This is a genomic window from Acinetobacter puyangensis (genome assembly GCF_900096995.1).
Taxonomy (GTDB): Bacteria; Pseudomonadota; Gammaproteobacteria; order Pseudomonadales; family Moraxellaceae; genus Acinetobacter; species Acinetobacter puyangensis.
The window spans coordinates 56,832-75,267 of record NZ_OANT01000006.1; the positions used below are offsets into that span (position 1 = coordinate 56,832).

The 18,436-nt window shown below is 39.9% G+C and carries 15 protein-coding genes; 9 read left to right on the forward strand and 6 right to left on the reverse strand.

What is annotated here, in order from left to right:
* Positions 1 to 57: 57 nt before the first annotated feature.
* Positions 58 to 321, reverse strand: a complete 264-nt coding sequence (locus CRO21_RS12100; protein WP_097079666.1) for a type II toxin-antitoxin system RelB/DinJ family antitoxin — start codon at positions 319 to 321, stop codon at positions 58 to 60.
* A gap of 238 nt (positions 322 to 559) precedes the next feature.
* Positions 560 to 2,128, reverse strand: a complete 1,569-nt coding sequence (locus CRO21_RS12105) for an acetyl-CoA C-acetyltransferase (protein ID WP_097079574.1) — start codon at positions 2,126 to 2,128, stop codon at positions 560 to 562.
* A gap of 256 nt (positions 2,129 to 2,384) precedes the next feature.
* Between CRO21_RS12105 and CRO21_RS12110 the strand changes: the two genes are divergently transcribed.
* Together CRO21_RS12110 and CRO21_RS12115 are read left to right on the forward strand one after the other, a co-directional pair.
* Positions 2,385 to 3,776, forward strand: coding sequence for a 3-oxoacyl-ACP reductase (locus CRO21_RS12110; protein WP_097079575.1), 1,392 nt, complete (start codon positions 2,385 to 2,387; stop codon positions 3,774 to 3,776).
* Between the two features lie 82 nt (positions 3,777 to 3,858).
* On the forward strand, positions 3,859 to 4,719 hold the full coding sequence (locus CRO21_RS12115; protein ID WP_097079576.1) for a MaoC family dehydratase: 861 nt from the start codon (positions 3,859 to 3,861) through the stop codon (positions 4,717 to 4,719).
* Positions 4,720 to 4,812: 93 nt separating this feature from the next.
* Here CRO21_RS12115 and CRO21_RS12120 read toward each other — a convergent pair whose 3' ends face one another.
* On the reverse strand, positions 4,813 to 5,229 hold the full coding sequence (locus CRO21_RS12120; RefSeq protein ID WP_097079577.1) for a hypothetical protein: 417 nt from the start codon (positions 5,227 to 5,229) through the stop codon (positions 4,813 to 4,815).
* 302 nt (positions 5,230 to 5,531) lie between these two features.
* Here CRO21_RS12120 and CRO21_RS12125 point away from each other — a divergent pair, with 302 nt between their 5' ends.
* From CRO21_RS12125 to CRO21_RS12145, 5 genes are all read left to right on the forward strand, one after another.
* A complete protein-coding gene (locus CRO21_RS12125; protein ID WP_378234955.1) occupies positions 5,532 to 6,791 on the forward strand; it encodes a serine hydrolase domain-containing protein in 1,260 nt (419 codons plus the stop codon).
* Between the two features lie 190 nt (positions 6,792 to 6,981).
* Positions 6,982 to 8,379 carry a M48 family metalloprotease gene (locus CRO21_RS12130; protein WP_097079667.1) on the forward strand — a complete coding sequence of 466 codons (1,398 nt, stop codon included), beginning with the start codon at positions 6,982 to 6,984 and terminating at the stop codon, positions 8,377 to 8,379.
* A 21-nt stretch (positions 8,380 to 8,400) separates the two neighbouring features.
* The gene (locus CRO21_RS12135; RefSeq protein WP_097079579.1) at positions 8,401 to 8,778 is read left to right on the forward strand and encodes a GFA family protein; all 378 of its coding nucleotides are present in this window, start codon (positions 8,401 to 8,403) and stop codon (positions 8,776 to 8,778) included.
* A gap of 152 nt (positions 8,779 to 8,930) precedes the next feature.
* Entirely contained in the window at positions 8,931 to 10,097 is a 1,167-nt protein-coding gene (locus CRO21_RS12140) for an ATP phosphoribosyltransferase regulatory subunit (RefSeq protein WP_097079580.1), read from the forward strand.
* A 125-nt stretch (positions 10,098 to 10,222) separates the two neighbouring features.
* The gene (locus CRO21_RS12145) at positions 10,223 to 11,542 is read left to right on the forward strand and encodes an adenylosuccinate synthase (RefSeq protein ID WP_097079581.1); all 1,320 of its coding nucleotides are present in this window, start codon (positions 10,223 to 10,225) and stop codon (positions 11,540 to 11,542) included.
* 98 nt (positions 11,543 to 11,640) lie between these two features.
* Here CRO21_RS12145 and CRO21_RS12150 read toward each other — a convergent pair whose 3' ends face one another.
* The 3 genes from CRO21_RS12150 to trmA all read right to left on the reverse strand — a co-directional run bounded on the left by CRO21_RS12150 (position 11,641) and on the right by trmA (position 13,441).
* Complete coding sequence (locus tag CRO21_RS12150) at positions 11,641 to 11,859, reverse strand: hypothetical protein (protein WP_097079582.1); 219 nt, start codon at positions 11,857 to 11,859, stop codon at positions 11,641 to 11,643.
* Positions 11,860 to 11,949: 90 nt separating this feature from the next.
* Positions 11,950 to 12,177, reverse strand: coding sequence for a hypothetical protein (locus CRO21_RS12155; protein WP_378234946.1), 228 nt, complete (start codon positions 12,175 to 12,177; stop codon positions 11,950 to 11,952).
* 178 nt (positions 12,178 to 12,355) lie between these two features.
* Positions 12,356 to 13,441, reverse strand: coding sequence for a tRNA (uridine(54)-C5)-methyltransferase TrmA (trmA, locus tag CRO21_RS12160; protein ID WP_097079584.1), 1,086 nt, complete (start codon positions 13,439 to 13,441; stop codon positions 12,356 to 12,358).
* A 260-nt stretch (positions 13,442 to 13,701) separates the two neighbouring features.
* Between trmA and CRO21_RS12165 the strand changes: the two genes are divergently transcribed.
* Together CRO21_RS12165 and CRO21_RS12170 are read left to right on the forward strand one after the other, a co-directional pair.
* Positions 13,702 to 15,924, forward strand: a complete 2,223-nt coding sequence (locus tag CRO21_RS12165; protein WP_228150436.1) for a TonB-dependent receptor — start codon at positions 13,702 to 13,704, stop codon at positions 15,922 to 15,924.
* A 244-nt stretch (positions 15,925 to 16,168) separates the two neighbouring features.
* The gene (locus tag CRO21_RS12170) at positions 16,169 to 18,373 is read left to right on the forward strand and encodes a TonB-dependent siderophore receptor (protein ID WP_097079669.1); all 2,205 of its coding nucleotides are present in this window, start codon (positions 16,169 to 16,171) and stop codon (positions 18,371 to 18,373) included.
* Positions 18,374 to 18,436: the final 63 nt, after the last annotated feature.

Below are 18,436 nucleotides of genomic sequence, written 5' to 3' on the forward strand. Positions count from 1 at the left end.
GAATTTAATATGAAAACAACATATTGTGAAAAAATGCAACGAAATAAATAGTTACGATTATTGCTGTTTGGAATTCAGGATCTGGTCTAACTCCAGAAATAGATCCTGATGGTTTTCTTCAGGTAGATTTTCACGTTGTGGAACAGGTGTAAAAGTCACCTTATTCTCAATGTTAAAAGGAATAGACTGTGTTAAAACAACCTGACGAAAAAACATACGGATTGCTTGCGCAGGCGTTAGCCCGAGTTGCTTAAATACTGCAAATGCTTGCTTCTTTTCTTCGCTATCAAGGCGAATTTGATAGACTTCTGTCTTAGCCATCGCAATAAACCCCATCAATACTAGACTATGATTATACGTTGTCATTACATTGTATCGTGATACATATTACTAAAAAAAAATATAAAATTCTAAACTTTTTTAGCATTATTTAGCTTTTTTAATGCTGATGAAATAAATAAGCAATTTTTATACCGCACTATCATAAGCAAATAAATCATAAGCAAATAAAAAAGCTGTCTCTTGTGAGACAGCTCTAAAAAGTTAAATGATGATGTGGTTATTTTTCAATGATGGCAACTACACCTTGTCCACCAGCTGCACAAATTGATACCAGCACCCGGCCAGAACCTTTTTGATTCAACAGTTTTGCTGCGGTTGCAATAATGCGTCCACCTGTTGCAGCAAATGGATGCCCGGCAGCAAGTGAGGAACCTTTTACATTCAATTTCGTACGATCAATGGCGCCAAGTGGGGCATCAAGACCCAAACGTTCTTTACAGAATGCTGGATCTTCCCATGCTTTTAATGTTGCCAATACCTGTGAGGCAAAAGCTTCATGAATTTCATAATAATCAAAATCCTGAAGTTTAAGTCCGGCACGCTCCAGCATACGAGGTAAAGCATAGGCAGGTGCCATGAGCAGACCTTCTTTTTTATTCACAAAATCTACCGCAGCAGTTTCAGAGAAGGTTAAATAAGCCAACACTTCATGTCCATTTGCTTTGGCCCATTCTTCTGATGCAAGCAGGACACAGGACGCACCATCGGTCAATGGTGTAGAGTTACCAGCAGTCATGGTTGCATGTTCGCCTTTACCAAAAACAGGCTTTAACTTTGCCAATTTTTCAGCAGTTGAATCCGGACGTAAGTTGTTGTCACGATCCAGACCCAAAAATGGCGTAATCAGATCATCAAAGAAACCTTCTTCATAGGCTTTGGCCATTTTTTGATGGGAAGCCGCAGCCAGTTCATCCTGATCTTCACGTCCAATATTCCATTCCAGTGCAGTAATGGCAGCATGATCACCCATGGCAAGTCCAGTACGTGGTTCGCCATTTTTAGGCGCATCCAGTAAATCTTTGACATTGATTTTGGTCAGTGCTTTTAAACGGTCTTTTGCAGTTTTGGCGATATTTAATTCAAGCAGCGCTTTACGTAAACCATCACCAAAGGCAATCGGTGCATCAGAAGTGGTGTCAACACCACCTGCAATTCCCACTTCAATCTGACCTAAGGCAATCTTGTTGGCCACCAGGAAAGCTGCCTGTAAACCTGTACCACATGCCTGTTGAATATCGTATGCAGGCGTTTCTGGTGCAAGTTCTGTACTTAAGACACATTCCCGTGTCATATTAAAATCACGGCTATGCTTTAATACAGCACCGGCCACAACCTCGCCCAGACGTTGACCTTGCAAGTTGTAACGTTCAATTAGACCATTCAATGCCGCGGTCAGCATATCCGAATTTGAGGAAGTAAAGTATTTTCCATTTGAACGAGCAAAGGGAATACGGTTACCACCGATAATTGCGACACGACGAATAGAATTTTGGCTCATGGCTTGTTCCTGTTGTTTAGGAGAGGTGGTGGATGCTGAAGAACGATTGCGGCGTGGCGATGCCGTGGTTTTTGCAGTTGCAATCTTAGCAGAGCTTTTTGGCGCTGCCGCATCTTCACCAGAAGAGATGGTTGATTTTGCCGTAACTTGACGACGATTAGGACTACGACTGGCAGCTTTTGGTTTAGGCAGTTTTTGTGTGGATTGAGACGTGCTAGTTGATGTTTCTGACACATCTTCTTTGGCCACATCGGACTGTGCTAAATGTTTTTGAGTGGGTTTGCTCATAAGGCTTTTCCAAGCATTTTAGTGTTTCTTGTACAGACAACATTAGCACAAACTGGATATACTCGTATTGACTAGAGTGACACAGAATAAGGCAATCAGGTCAAGTCTTAAGATTTTAGACTCAAGTATCATACAAGAGTAATTAAGTTCTTCTGTGTCCAGAGTGTAAGGATTGAATATTTTTCAAAGCTTCGGCTAAAAGATTTCAGTTGAAGATAAGTATATTGTTTCTGGCTTCAAAAAAAGAGAAATTGTCATGACTGATCAGTATCAAACATTTGCAAAATCACCTATCGGTAAATTTGTCATTAAAAATCTAGGTTTGCCGTCACCGATTGAGCTGGACCGTTTTCAGGTAGGTCAACCTGTGATTCAAGGCGCAGTCTTATTTGGCGCTGCACCAAATAGCCGCTTGACTGCTTCCATTAGTCAAGTGCTAAGCAATATTCATGCAGATGTGTATGCAGGCAATAATACGGCGCTGCAACAAGCAGCCGCTTCGGTTGGCTTGAATCTTCGTGCTTTTAATCAGGGTGATACAGCGTCCAAATTTAAAGCATTGGTGTTTGATGCATCAGGTATTGAAAATGCCGAGCAATTAAAAGCACTGTATGACTTTTTTCATCCGGTTGCGCGTCAGATCCAGACATCAGGTCGGGTCATTGTGATCGGTACTTCACCGGAAACTGCCAGTAGTGTTGCTGCTGCGATTGCACAGCGAGCGCTCGAAGGTTTTGTGAAATCTGTCGGTAAAGAGTTTAAAAAGGGTATTGCCGCGGAGTTGGTCTATGTCGATCAGGATGCACAGGATAATATTGAATCGACCTTACGGTTTTTGTTGTCTCCACGATCTGCCTATGTGTCTGGTCAGGTGATTCGTGTTTCCAATGCAACAACAATCGAAGTTGATTGGGCACAGCCATTGGCGGGGAAAACTGCTGTGGTGACAGGTGCCAGTCGCGGTATTGGTGAGGCGATTGCACATGTCTTGGCACGAGATGGTGCACATGTGATTTGTCTTGATGTTCCTCAACAACAGGCCGATCTTGAGCGTGTTGCAAATCAAATTGGTGGTTCTGTTCTCACATTGGATATTACAGCAAATGATGCCGGTGAGAAAATCAAGGCTGCAGCTGCGACTCAAGGTGGACTGGATATTATTGTGCATAATGCCGGGGTTACACGTGACAAGACATTGGCAAACATGAAACCCGAATTGTGGGACTTGGTGATCAATATCAATCTTGCAGCCAACGAACGTGTTAATGATTACTTACTAAATAATGCCGGCTTAAATGAAAACGGCCGTATTATTTGTGTATCATCCATCAGTGGCATTGCAGGTAATCTGGGTCAAACCAATTATGCAGTATCCAAAGCAGGTGTTATCGGGCTGGTGAAATTTACAGCACCAACCCTGAAAAACGGAATTACCATTAATGCCGTTGCACCTGGGTTTATTGAAACTCAAATGACTGCTGCGATTCCTTTTGCAATTCGTGAAGCAGGCCGTCGTATGAATTCCATGAGCCAAGGTGGTTTACCCGTTGATGTGGCAGAAACTATTGCATATTTTGCCTCTACTGCCTCTACCGGCTTAAATGGCAATGTGGTACGGGTTTGCGGTCAGAGCCTGCTTGGCGCTTAAACAAAGGCTAATTCAAATATCAAATTATTCAAGAGGGTGGTGTAATCCCCCTCTTTTTTAATCACAAGAGGTTCAACAATAGATGAGAACTCGTCATTTTAGTGCATTGCCTAAGGCTTATACAGTATATCCAAAGGTTATTCAGAGTTTAATTCAGAAAGCAAAAACTACTGAAAAAGTTTTGCCACGGGTGGAATATGTGGTGGATCAACTTGAGATTAATGTTCAGCATCTGAGCAAATATAATCGAATTTGCCAGTTTAAAAATGATGGTACTGTGCCTGCGATGTATCTGGCTGTATTGGCACAAAGTTTACAAATGCATATGATGACCAGTGAACCTTTTCCTTTTGTATTGCTTGGATTAGTTCATATCCGTAATAAAATCAAACAGTATCGTGTAATTCAGGCCGCTGAGACTATTCAACTTGCATGTAAATTCGGCGAATTGCAGCCACATGACAAGGGTTTACAATTTGACTTTATCATTAGCGCAAAAATCGGTAATGAAGTGGTATTTGAAGGTTTAACCACTTATCTTTCCAGACAAAAGGTCGATAAAAAAGTTTCTACTGAAAAGACGAAAAATGATCCTGTCGTGGATTATCAACTTCAGGATACTTGGACACTGGCAGAAAATACCGGTCGTCGCTACGCCCTGATTTCTGGTGATTTTAACCTGATTCATATTCATGCATTGACTGCCAAAGCTTTTGGATTTAAACAGGCGATAGCCCATGGTATGTGGAGTAAAGCAAGGGCATTGGCCGCACTGTCACCTTTACCAGCAGCCTATGAAGCAGATGTCGTGTTTAAACTTCCAATCTTTTTACCTTCGCAGGTTGAGTTTTTAACCGCACAAGTCGATACAACAACAGATTTTCTATTGCGTAATGCGAAAAATCATAAACCGCATCTGAATGGCGAGTTAAAAGCACTTTAAACATCGAGTATATGAGAATTCATCATATATTCAATTTAGCCTGACCTAAAAAAGCCAGATTAAAAAATCTGGCTTTTGTATTACACTTTAATATTAAAAATCAATTGGTTTGAATGCATTATTTGCCGTGGTCGGATCAATATTCATATTGTCCAGACGGACTTGAAGATTTTTGACATATTGCTCAAAACGCTCAATCCATGAACCTGAACGTAGCACCTGTAATTTGAAATTATCATCATCAATTTCCGATAAATGATAGATACAAGTGCGTTGTCCGAGCTGATCAAGAAAGATTCGGTAAAATGTGCTGGATCGGCCAATAATGACCACATGATCGCCATCAAGCCAGACATATTTTCTCACATCGGTATATTCATTCCAGAGCGATACACCTAAAGATTCCGGAATGCCTTTTTTCTGGTTAATTTCCGATTCGATGTCAAAAAGTTGATCAATCAACTCTTTTATATGCCCCGCAGTTTTGTCAATACTATCATTTGATGTCATTTTCTCATTCCTTTTTTCCGAGTTGTCTTAATTGAGACTTTAATAAAAAACACGTTGTGAATAAATATGATGAAAGTCTAAGGCTGAATTTTTAAATCTAAGTTTTTAAATTATAAGGGGAAAAATAAATAAATAAAAGGTCATATAGAATTTTTGACTGACTTTCTTGATTATTTTTGATCTCCAAAAATTTCATTAAAAATCGGGCATTTTCGCAATTGAGTGTTGCTATTTTCACTTTAGAATACAAAGTATGCGATACATTTATCTTTATCAAGGACTAGATCATGCAAGGTTTGAAAATCATCAAGAAAATTACCCAGGGGAAAAAAGACAATTACCGTGGGCAATGTGATGAACAGTTTCAGCCTGTTGCACAAGTTTTAAGTCAGATACAGCCAGAAACCACATTGGGCGGCGCTGCCATTAGTGTTTATTTTCAGGGGCAGCAGGTTGCCGAACTTTATACCGGAGAAGCCAAACCGGAAGAGGCTTGGGATCAGCGACATATGGCCTTGAGCTATTCAACCGGCAAAGCAATATTGGCAACTTTAACGCATATTTTAGCCAGTCAGGATTTGCTGGATTATGATGTGCCGATTGCACACTATTGGCCGGAATTTGCCCAAAATGATAAGGCAAAAATTACCTTAAGACATGTACTTAGCCATCAAAGTGGCTTGTATGATATTCGACATACGATTTCCAGTGCTGCGCAAATGCTGGACTGGCAAGGCATGTTACAGGCATATGAGCAGGCGACACCACGTTTTGCGCCTGCAACTGCGACAGCCTATCAAGCTTTAAGTTTTGGCTGGCTTGTCGGTGGTACGCTGGAAAAAATTATGCAAAAACCACTGGCAGAATTATTGCAGACCTATCTGGTTGAACCTTTAGCGCTTGATGGTGCATATTTTGGTGTGCCCGAAGATCAGCTTGAGCGTGTGGCCAAACCCTTTAAAAAGATCAAGGAAGATCAAGCACAAATCCAGAAACCACGTAAACCTTTAACAGCTGAAGGACGCAGGCCTTTAAGTTTTACCGAGCGAGTCATTAGCCTAAGCGGTATCAATCCTTATGATGCTGATGATGCACTGGTGCCGCGCAGTATGGGTAAATTTGATTTCTATAGTGATGAAGCATTACAAGCGATTATTCCGTCTGCCAATGGAGTATTCACTGCAAATAGTTTGGCGAAGATGTATGCCATGCTTGCCAATAAAGGGCACTGGAATGGTCAGCAATTGATTCGTCCTGAAATATTTGAAGAACTCAGCAGCATTCAGACTTATGCTCGAGATAAAGTGATGCCGATACCGATGCATTGGCGCTTGGGTTATCATCGGGTATTTACCTTGGGTAAGCGTGTGCCAACTGCTTTTGGTCATATTGGCTATAATGGTTCTGGCGCATGGTGTGATCCTACACGTAATTTAAGTTTTTCCTATATTCATAATTTTAAATCCGGCAACATTACTGGTGATTATCGTTTGTGGTGGTTAACTCAAACAGTCTTGCAATGTGCTGATGAAGCATTAAAAGGTCATAAAAGCTGGTTTTAGGCCAGTTTTGTCTCTGATTTTAAATCTAATATTTTAAACTGGGTTACATTTCTATATTGAGAAAAGTGATGCGCTCTGATAATAAGTAGTCATCATTTTCTAATTTTATCCGACATTGAAAACGCTCTTTTTATCGACAGTTTGTGCTGCAAATTTGGCCTTTAGTTCAATTGCCTGGTCACATGGTGATATGGACTGGAGCAGTATGACTATGGGAAAAAATCAATATCTGGATATTCCCGATTTGGGTAGTCAGGTGGGTTTAATTAGTCGCCAGCAAGAAAAACAAATTGGTGAAAAAGTATTGCGTCAGGTGCGCCAGCAATTACCAGAAATTCAGGATGCTTGGCTCGAAGATGAAATAAATCAAATTTTTGCCAGTATTTATAGCCAAACCAATATGGGTAAGCCTATTGCATTGGTTGTGGTACGTGATCAACAAATTAATGCGTTTGCCGTGCCTGGTGGTTTATTTGCAATTAACGCCGGCACTATTACTTCATCACATAATATCGATGAAATTGCGGGTGTTATGGCACATGAAATTGCACATGTTACACAACGTCATTACAGTCGCAGTCAGGAAGCCTTTAAAGGACAGGGACTTTTAGCTTTAGCTGGTTTATTGGCAGGTATTGCGGTCGCATCCCAATCGTCTGATGCCGGTGCAGCAGTCATGTTGGGTACACAGGCTGCCATGCTGGATAAACAACTCTCTTATAGTCGTAATCAGGAACGCGAAGCGGATCGTGTCGGTATGCAATATATGGCGATTGCTGGTTATAATCCGGAAAGCATGGCAGATTTTTTTGAACTGATGCAACGCTCATCGACACAATTAAGTTATTTGCCGGATTTCTGGTTAACCCATCCATTGACCACCGAACGAATGAGTGAGGCACGTTTAAGAGCACGTCAATATAATATTAAGACGAACAATAGCCTTGAGAAACAACAAAAGTTTGAATTGATTCGATGGCGTACTGCTGTATTGGGTGGTTATGCCAATCTTAATCAGCTAAAGTCGCTTGCACTGCGCAATTCCTCGGCGGCTTTGGCATTGGCGAGTTACTATATACAACATTCTCAATATCAGAATGCTAAGGATATACTGGATACGATTCAACCGACAGCCATTCAAAAAACTTTATATAGTCTGACTTGGTCGGATTGGTATATGGCGCAAGGACAGTATGAGCAGGCCTTACAGACAATATTACCCTTATATCGTATTGCGCCTGAAAATCGGGCAGTGGCATTAAAACTTGCGGAAATCTATATCTTGAATAAACAACCAAATGATGCCAATAAGATTCTAACCACCTTATCCAGCCGTTTTCCGATGGACACTAGTGTATGGCAACTGTTGCAACGGGCAGAAGATCTTCGAGTGGACAGTCCGGTGCGTGCGATCAATGTGTTGCGTTACCGTGCAGAAGTTCAATTCTGGAATGGTCAGGAAGAAGAGGCGATTAAAAGCCTATTACATGCGCAGCGTTTGAGTAAAGAGAAAAACAATGAAGCATTAAAGGCACAAATAGAAGGGCGTTTAAAACAAATGCAGGATGCCAGACAATTGAAAATTTAAACTTTCTCAAGGAGAAGAAAGATGATCAGAGGTCAATGTTTATGTGGCGAAGTCAAATATTCTTACAATGCGCCCATCGTAGAAACAATCATTTGTCATTGTCTGGACTGTCAAAAAGCACAAGGTTCTTTATTTGCATTTAATAGCCCAATCGACCAACAAAAATTTGGCATTGAACAAGGTAAGTTGGCATTAAAAGAATTTTTCTATACAGAAAACAAGGCACGGGTATTTTGTCTACATTGTGGCAGTCCTTTGTATTCCTATCGAAAAGATCTTCCCAATGTCATTCGACTACGCTTAGGTACAGTCACCGAAGGCAATATTCCTACACCCAAACAGGCTTTTTTTGTGCAACATTGCCCCGACTTTTTATTTATTCAATTATGTCAAGAATAAACAACCAGCTCCTAAGTAAAATTTATCTGATGAATGAGTTTGTAAAGGTGCATCGAGTTTGAGATCGTGATAATATAGGCTGCAATTCGGGTATTGCCCGATTTTTTTATGCGACCGATTCTTCGGTATTGATTTAATTTAGGTTTTACCACATGCCCATTTCAGAGACATGGTTGTTACCTGATGGTGTAGCAGATGTTCTACCCGAACAAGCTCAGGTAATTGAACGTTTACGTCGTCAAGCATTAGATTTCCTTGCACAGCGTGGTTATCAGCTGGTCTATACGCCATTTATTGAATATTTGGAATCTTTATCTTCTTTAAGTGCACTCAATCACGATCTGGATTTGGTGACTTTTAAGATTATTGATCAGATTTCCGGGCGGTTACTGGGTGTTCGTGCCGATATGACACCACAGGTTGCACGTATTGATGCGCATGTTCGTCCGGTTTCAGGCGTTGCCCGTTATTGCTATGCAGGAACGATTTTACATACCAAGCCGCAAGGTTTAACCGCTTCTCGTGCGCCCTTACAGTTAGGTGCAGAATTATTTGGTCACGATGGCTTGGATGCCGATCTGGAAATGATCGATATCATGCTGGGTGTGCTGAATGTTGCCGGTTATCAGCAAGGGCTGCATTTGGATCTTGGACATGTCGGTTTATTCCGAAGTCTGGTTGAAGTGGCTGGATTAAATAAAGACCAGGAACTTGAACTTTCTGAACTTTATCAGCGTAAAGCACTGCCGGAATTAAAAGATTTTACTGCAAGTTTAAATTATGGTTCAGACTTCTACGAATTAGGTCGTCTATCCGGTGATCTCGATGCGTTGGCACAGCATTTATCTCAGGATATTCTGAATCATGCAAGTTTTCATCAGGCATTGACTAGTTTACAAACTGCAATCGAGCAAATTAAATCTCGATGGCCGCAGGTATGTGTCGGTGTCGATGTGGTCGAGCTGCGTAGTTATCATTATCATACTGGCTTGATGTTTGCTGTATATGCACCGAATCATGCTATGCCATTGGCACAAGGCGGTCGTTATGATGGCATTGGCGAACATTTCGGCCGTGCCCGTGCAGCAACCGGTTTTAGTTGTGATTTATATCGTCTGGTGGCCAATCAGTTTGCTCAGGTGGAGTTAATTGTGGCACCAAGTGGACGTGAACAGAATTTACAGGATGTAATTGCGAATTTACGTCAGCAAGGGCATCACGTTATACAATTATTGGGACAGGATCAGCTTGATTCAGTGCCACAAGCGACACATCAGCTTGTGAATACAAATCAGAGCTGGCAAGTTCAAACGATTTAAAGCGGAGGAAGTTGTCTATAAATTTTCTGCTCTTAAATGATATCTGATTTTAAAAGTGGTCAAGGGAAAAACTCCAATAGCAACTTCTTTAAATTAAATTTTCTAAAAGATGTAATGAGGCAATTATGGGCAAAAATGTTGTGGTACTTGGTACCCAATGGGGCGACGAAGGTAAAGGTAAAATCGTCGACCTGCTCACTGACCAAGCGGCTGCTGTGGTACGTTATCAAGGTGGTCATAATGCTGGACATACGCTCGTTGTGGGTGGCAAGAAAACTGTATTACACCTCATTCCATCGGGTATTTTGCGTGATAATGTATTGTGCCTGATCGGTAATGGCGTGGTGCTTTCTCCAGAAGCCTTGATTAAGGAAATGGCAATTCTTGAACAGGAAGGTGTGCCTGTAAAAGAACGTCTTCGTATTTCGCCCAATTGTCCACTGATTTTGCCAAACCATATTGCGCTTGATCAGGCACGTGAGAAAAAACGTGGTAATGCCAAGATTGGTACGACTGGTCGCGGTATTGGTCCTGCTTATGAGGATAAAGTCGCTCGTCGTGCTATCCGTGTTGCAGATCTGGTACGTGGTGGCGATGCGCTGAAAAAACAAATTGAAGACTTACTTGAATACCATAATTTTCAGTTAACGCAGTACTATGGTGTTGAAGCGGTTAAAGTTGAAGATGTTATTGCTTTATGTGATGAATGGCGTAAAGTCATTACCCCACTGGTGATTGATGTGACTGAAACTTTGCATGATTACCGCAAAGCAGGTAAACCGATCATGTTTGAAGGTGCACAAGGCTCATTGCTTGATGTCGATCATGGTACGTATCCATTTGTGACCAGTTCAAATACCACAGCAGGTGGTGTAAGTTCTGGTTCTGGTCTGGGACCATTACATCTGGATTATGTCCTCGGAATTACCAAAGCCTATACAACACGCGTGGGTAGTGGCCCATTCCCAACTGAGCTGGTGTATGATGCTGCAACCGATACAGGTGATGCAATTGGTCGTCATCTGGGTACAGTTGGTCGTGAGTTTGGTGCGTCAACAGGTCGTCAACGTCGCTGTGGCTGGTTTGATGCAGAGATTTTACGTCGTTCAGTCGAAGTAAATTCGTTATCTGGTATCTGTTTGACCAAACTAGATGTTCTTGATGGACTGGAAGAAGTAAAAATCTGTGTGGGTTATGAAAATACAGATTCCGGTTGTGTCGGTTCGTCGGATGCATTTTCATTTGAACATTTGAAGCCAATATACGAAACATTACCGGGCTGGTCTGAATCTACAGTGGGTTTAACTGATATTCAGCAATTGCCAGAAAATGCGCTTGCTTATGTAAAACGCATTGAACAATTGATTGAATGTCCGATTGATATTGTTTCTACAGGTCCAGATCGCGCAGAAACGATTATCTTGCGTCATCCATTTAATGGTTAATGAGTTAAAAGATAAATGACCTTCCTCCCTTATTTGGGGGGAAAGTTGTTATTAGATAGATAATTGATTTTAAGCTGGCGTAGTATATTAAAAATAAGTTAGATCACCAGTAATTGATACTCATCCTGCGTGATCTTGATTTTAATCTGTTTATATTTTCGTTTATTAGGATTCATTGAAGAGCCGACGACTTCTTCAAAAAATTTACGTTCCTGCATCAATTCATAATACATGCGATAACCAATCAGTAGTTTTTCTGGCTTTTTTAATTTTTCAACTTCTTTAATTGATTCATTTAACTGATCAAAATATAACATCACATTAAGCTCATAAAATTCGCTAGGATTAAGTACCTAACCTTGTGAATTTGAGATGGTAACTGCACCATTTCAAATAAAATTGTTATTTTAACTTTTAACTTCGAGTTGGTATTCATCTGTTGTGACTTTGATTTTAATTTTCTTGTATTTACGTTTGGTGGGTGTCATTGCTGAATTCATAATTTCATCTGCAAATTTTGGATTGTCCATCAACTCGGCATACGCTTTATACCCAATCAGGAGCTTTTCTGGTTTTTTCCCAGATTTTAAGGCTTCATCTATCAACTGATTTAAATTTTTAATACTAATTTCCATCGACATATACTCATAAAAGTCTTTCAGTGATCTTAAGATTAAATTGTTACACCTAAAAGTCATTGCAGAAAATATACGTTTAGGTGTCTAAATTTTGCCACACCTTAAAATCAACCATAAACTATGGTTAATTTTAATGCATACTATTTATTTATAATTACATTAAATACAGCAATAATTAAATTCGCTCTAATAATATACCTGATTCTACATGATGTGTGTAAGGAAACTGGTCAAATAGGGCAAAGCGTTTAATCTGATGCGTTTGGGTTAAGGTCTTGAGATTGTCATGCAGGGTATCGGGATTACAGGAAATATAGATAATTCGTTGAAATTGGGCAATCAATTTTAAGGTATCATCATCAATGCCCGCACGCGGTGGATCGACAAACACAGTATCAAATTGATATTGTTGTAAATCAATATTTTGTTCTTTTAAACGACGAAATTCACGTTTACCTTGATAAGCTTCGGTAAATTCCTCTGCAGAAAGTCTTGCAATCTGTATATTATCAATTTGATTTTGCTGCATATTCCATTCCGCAGCATGTACCGAACTTTTGGCGATTTCTGTGGCAAAAACTTTTTTAAAATAATGCGAAAGGGGCAGGGTAAAATTACCAATGCCACAATACAGTTCCAGCAAGTCACCGGAAGTTCCTTGTGCAACCTCACATGCCCACGACAGCATTTTTTCACAGACTTTGGCATTTGGCTGGGTAAAACCATTTTCAATTTGTTTATAAATATACTGACGTTCGCCCACAGTTAATTTTTCTATCACAAATTCATCAGCAAGAACAATTTTTTGTCCACGACTGCGACCAATAATTTTAATATTCAGATCTTGCTGTAATTGTAGGGCGTGGTCTTGCCACTCTTGATCCAGTTTCCGATGATAAATCAGGGAAACCAGCATCTCACCGCTTAAAGTCGCAAGAAAATCAATTTCAAATAAACGTTTGGCTAATACCGGAATATTTTTAATGGCCTGTAATAATTTTGGCATTAAATCATTAATGGATTGATCTGCAATCGGAAATTCATCAATGCGAACCACAGTTTTATTTTTACCATCTTCGCTACGTTCAAACATGGCATAAAACATGTCATCTTCGCTATGCCAGATACGAAATTCTGCACGCATACGAAAATGTTGTTCAGGTGAAGCAAATACTTCTAAAGGTGGAATATCAAACTCAGCAAATTGTGCTTGGATACGCTGTGTTTTATCGTCAAGTTGTTGCTGATAGGCTTGGGTCATTATGTTGCAAGAATTTAAAAAAGTGGGTTGAACATTTTAGCAAAATCTCGTTAGAAAAACAGAAGATAATCTTAATGAAAATCCTATGTAGTACAACCGATATGTATAGCATCAAGATTAGAATTACTAAACAAAGCTAGCTATCATATATATTGACTTATAAATTGTAAGAGAATGTAAAAAAATGTGTTGACTAAAGTTTTCTCAATAGAAGATAATAGTTCTCATTAAAATTATCCTAAGGCATCATGGTGAAATTCATGGCTTATCAATCCCCACTTGCTATAGCAGTTAATATCTCTTTATTTTCTTTAGCTGCCACACTGAGTCCTGCTATTTTTGCTGAAGATAATGTACAGCAACTCCCAGTAATTGTTGTAAAAGCTGATTCACAGGAAACAGATGCGACGGGCAAACTTAAAAAAGATGCGACCTTAGGTATTCTTGGCGAGAAAGCAGTATTGGATACGCCCTTTAGTATTCAATCTTATACAGAACAAGCAATTAAAGATAAGCAGGCAGATTCGATTGCAGGCATTCTTAAAAATGATCCAAGTATTCGTACCACCACGAACAGTGGTCATTTAAACGAAAACTTTATGATTCGTGGTTTTGCTGTGACGTGGGAAGATGCCAACATCAATGGTTCTTATGGTATGTCACCAAGTGGCCGGACTCCAACTGATATTTTGAGCTCTGCCAGTGTACTAAAAGGACCGAATGCATTGATTGCTGGTATGGCCCCAGGCGGTAGTATTGGTGGTGTAGTGATGGCAACCACCAAACGTGCTGATCGAGATTTGACCCAAGTCTCAGCCATGTATGAGGATGGTGGTTATTACAAATCCGGTTTTGATGTAGCTCGTCGTTTTGGTGAAAATCAGGAGTTTGGCGCACGTCTCAGTGCGACCTATGGACAAGGCGAACATATTGTTGAAGGTTTAGAAGATAAAAATACCGCGGCCGTATTGGCGCTGGACTATACGACCGATCAAGCCAAAATCAACTTCGATGCCTACACCACACGTGACAGTCGTGATGGTGGCTCACCGGCGATGATCTCTTTTTCAACCTTGAAGCGTGTTTTACCCGCGCCAGATGGTAAGCTGAATTATTTCCCACATTTAGAAGGCATGCAAAGTGCCAACTATGTGGGTTTATCGGGTGAATATAAACTTCTACCTAATTTAAAAGCATTTGCTGGTGCTGGGTTCAATGAACGTGAATACCGTGGACATTTATTTGGGACACGTATGGTTGTACGGGATTTACCTGCCAATTATTGTGTGAGTGCTACTCAATGTCTAGGTAATACTAAGCCTCTAATTGGTGCGAATGGGGACGCCTTGGCACAATATTATAGAGTTGGTTCAAAAGAGCATAACACCACGTTTAATGCGGGCCTAGAAGGTCAAATTTTCACGGGTGATATTTCCCACACTTTGGCATTCCGTGCTGATTATCTAAAACGCAAATACAGCCAACATAAAGGGCGAGGTGCAGCAGAAGTTTACTTCCCAACCAATATCTATGATCCAAGCAGTGAAGGACATATGCCAAATACATGGCCAGAGATTGTTCCAACTGCGGATGATGTGTATGTCAGCTATAGTCTAAGTGACCAGATTTCTATGTTGGACGATAAGCTACAGTTTATTTTAGGTGTACGTTATCAAGACATGGATTTAAAATCACTGACAACCAATATTAAATTGAAAGATGATAAGTTATCTCCAAGTGCAGCCATCATTGTGAAACCTTTTGGTGAAGAAACCTCATTCTATGCCAGCTATGTTGAAGGCCTAGTGAGGGGTGCAACTGTAAGCGTAGCGACTGATGCAAATTACAATAAGACATTTGCACCGTTTGAAAGTAAGCAGTATGAAATTGGTGCTAAATATCAAGGCGATCGTTGGTTACACACTTTAGCGCTTTATCAAATTAAAAAGCCAAGTACGCTGACGGATTCAACCTACCGTGATTCAAATGATGCAAAAATTACCCAAATCACAACCGATGGTGCGAAGACTGAATCAAAAGGAGTTGAATACGGTTTTTCAGGTAAAGTCACTAACGACTTGATTGTTTACGGTAACTTGGCATACATTGATACCGAATATACAAAAGCGATTTCAAGTGGTGTGAATCTTTCAGGTAAAACCATTGAAGGTACACCTGAGTTCACAGCAGGTGTGGGTGTAGATTATCAAATCCCATTTGTTGAAGGGTTAAGCGTAAATGCGTTTGCTACCTATGTCGATGAACAATATTTAACTGCGGACAATACGCTTAAGTTACCTGATTATACTTTGGTTGATTTAGGTGCAAAATATACGACTAAACTTGGCGGTGTAAATACAACTTTCCGTGTCAATGTCGATAACGTTGCTGACAAAAAGTATTGGGATGGTGTGTTCACCAGTGGCTTTACCACGGTTGGTGCAGGTCGTAATTATAAGCTAGGCGTAACATTTGATTTCTAAATTTTAAGAACTTAAATCGATAGGCAGCTTCGGCTGCCTTCTAGTTTTTGGAATATAATATTGATACAATTAAAAAATATTTTAATTTAATAACATAAATTAGAAATTCTAAAATTAACAGTTAATTTATAATACACTCTTACAAATTGTAATAAAATGTAAAAAAATGTGTTGACTTGCTATGCTTTTAAGAAAGATAATAATTATCATTAAAGTTTACTAAGTGTTTAAGGTAAAATTCATGATGTATCAATCTCCCCTTGCTACAGCAATTAAAGTCTCAATGTTTTCTTTAACCGCTGTATGTAGTGTCACCATTTTTGCAGCAGATAATGTCCAGCAATTGCCTACGATTGAAGTACAGGCAGAAGAAGAAAATACTTATACTGTAAAAGAGAGTAATGCCGCGACAAAATTAAATTTGAGTCTTAAAGATACACCACAATCAGTAACAGTGATTACCCAACAACAGATAGAAGATCAAGATTTAAATACTGTAGAAGAAGTTTTGGAAAAAACTCCTGGAGTATATGTACGTCGTTTTGGCGCACAAGGTGCTATCGGTAATGGTGGGGAATATACTCTTTATTATGCCAGAGGAAATCAAATTCTTAATTATCAAGTTGATGGTGTTATGACATCGCCTGCGACCAGCGGAAAGAATGGTTCATCACTAAGTAATTTAGACCCTAGTGTTTATGAAAATGTAGCTGTAATTAAAGGGGCTGCTGGGTTGACCAACGGTGCAGGATATCCTAGTGCAAGCGTAGGTTTAAACCGAAAACATGCGACTAGTGTTAGTCCAACTGGTACAGTGCGCGTAAGTGGTGGTTCAAATAATGCCATACGCTCAGAATTTGATGTACAGCGAGCCTTAACACAATCTGGCGATGTCCGTGGTCGTGTCGTTGCGGCTTATGGTCAAAGTGATTCTTGGCGAGATTGGGGTGATCAATCCAATGCTCTATTATACGGTGTTGTTGATGCGGATCTATCAGACCGAAGTTCGTTGGCTATAGGTGCCATGTTGAGCCGTTCACGTCTGGATGGTCAAGGCATACATGGTTTGGATATGTATGGCGCGGATGGTAAGATTATGCCATTTGATCGGGAATTTAATGCCAGTGCACGTTGGGCTTATAGCCAAGTTGACACATTAAATCTTTTTGCGCAATTAACACATGAATTTGCAAATCGATGGAAAATTCAGGCAAATTATAATTACACCAAACAGGATATTGAATCACTGTATGGTGTTATTGGTGTTGCTCAGGTCAATTATACAGATATGACAGCTTCACTGGCTGCTTCACAAAATGATTTCAATCCTGAAGAACATAGTCTTGATGTTTCAGTCAATGGACCTTACCACTTGTTTGGCCGTGAACATGAGCTTATGCTGGGAGCAAGTTATCAAAACTTAAAAAGTAATAATAATGCGTATGCAGGGTACAGTGCGAGTGGCGTAATTGATTTAAACACATGGAATGGTACAATTGCTCAACCAGCTTCGGCAACCGTAGCTACAGGTGTAAGCAATAAAGATTATGAACAAAGCGGGTTTTACCTTGCAACACGTTTAAATCCTGTCGATCCATTACATATTATCGTTGGTGGCCGTGTTTCAAATTACGATTTAAAAACACATTCTACAAATACCATAAGAAATACTGTATCTAACTCACATGTTGATGAATCAAATGAATTAACACCATATGCAGGATTAACATTTGATATCACGCCATATTTGACAGCTTATGCAAGTTATACCAATATCTTTTTGCCACAAACCAATCGTGATTATTCATATAAAGTGCTTGATCCTCAAGAAGGGAATAACTATGAGGCTGGCTTAAAATCTTCATTTTATGATAATCGGTTGAATATTAGTGCAGCATATTTTCAAGCAAAAATGGATAATGTCGCTGAAGTGGCCGGGAAATATTCGGCTGATGATGCGGCTGTTCTAAATGGTTGGACAACAGTAGGAACTTCTTATCACCGTGGGGTAAAAGGGGCTGAAACCAAGGGTTTTGAAATTGAACTTGCGGGAGAAGTTTTACCAGGCTGGAATATTCAAGCAGGTTATACACAAGCAGAAACAAAAGATAATACTGGAACACGCATCAATACAGATATTCCAAAACAGCAAGTTAAATTATTTTCAACGTATAAACTTCCTGTTTTAGATAACAAATTGACAGTTGGAGCTGGCCTTAATTGGCAAAGTGAGTTTTATGACCGCAGCACTACTGGTGTAAATTATGAGGCATACAGACAAAAAGGTTTTACCTTGGTAGATCTCATGGCACGTTATGAAGTTAACCAAAATGTAAATCTCGGGCTAAATATTGCCAATGTGACGGACGAGAAATATCGTTTAAATACATGGGCAAATACGTATGGGGATCCAAGAACATATACCTTGTCATTCGCGTATAAATTTTAATACATAATAAGGCAGCTTTAGCTGCCTTTTTTGTCTGAGGATTAAGTGGTAGCATTACAGCCT

Bases quoted from the DNA above. Each gene is read 5' to 3' on its own strand.
- CRO21_RS12155 (WP_378234946.1), bottom strand. From the start codon at position 12,177: ATGGAAATTAGTATTAAAAATTTAAATCAGTTGATAGATGAAGCCTTA.
- CRO21_RS12165 (WP_228150436.1), top strand. From the start codon at position 13,702: ATGGCTTATCAATCCCCACTTGCTATAGCAGTTAATATCTCTTTATTT.
- CRO21_RS12140 (WP_097079580.1), top strand. From the start codon at position 8,931: ATGCCCATTTCAGAGACATGGTTGTTACCTGATGGTGTAGCAGATGTT.
- trmA (WP_097079584.1), bottom strand. From the start codon at position 13,441: ATGACCCAAGCCTATCAGCAACAACTTGACGATAAAACACAGCGTATC.
- CRO21_RS12100 (WP_097079666.1), bottom strand. From the start codon at position 321: ATGGCTAAGACAGAAGTCTATCAAATTCGCCTTGATAGCGAAGAAAAG.
- CRO21_RS12135 (WP_097079579.1), top strand. From the start codon at position 8,401: ATGATCAGAGGTCAATGTTTATGTGGCGAAGTCAAATATTCTTACAAT.
- CRO21_RS12105 (WP_097079574.1), bottom strand. From the start codon at position 2,128: ATGAGCAAACCCACTCAAAAACATTTAGCACAGTCCGATGTGGCCAAA.
- CRO21_RS12110 (WP_097079575.1), top strand. From the start codon at position 2,385: ATGACTGATCAGTATCAAACATTTGCAAAATCACCTATCGGTAAATTT.
- CRO21_RS12170 (WP_097079669.1), top strand. From the start codon at position 16,169: ATGTATCAATCTCCCCTTGCTACAGCAATTAAAGTCTCAATGTTTTCT.
- CRO21_RS12115 (WP_097079576.1), top strand. From the start codon at position 3,859: ATGAGAACTCGTCATTTTAGTGCATTGCCTAAGGCTTATACAGTATAT.
- CRO21_RS12130 (WP_097079667.1), top strand. From the start codon at position 6,982: ATGGACTGGAGCAGTATGACTATGGGAAAAAATCAATATCTGGATATT.
- CRO21_RS12150 (WP_097079582.1), bottom strand. From the start codon at position 11,859: ATGTTATATTTTGATCAGTTAAATGAATCAATTAAAGAAGTTGAAAAA.
- CRO21_RS12120 (WP_097079577.1), bottom strand. From the start codon at position 5,229: ATGACATCAAATGATAGTATTGACAAAACTGCGGGGCATATAAAAGAG.
- CRO21_RS12145 (WP_097079581.1), top strand. From the start codon at position 10,223: ATGGGCAAAAATGTTGTGGTACTTGGTACCCAATGGGGCGACGAAGGT.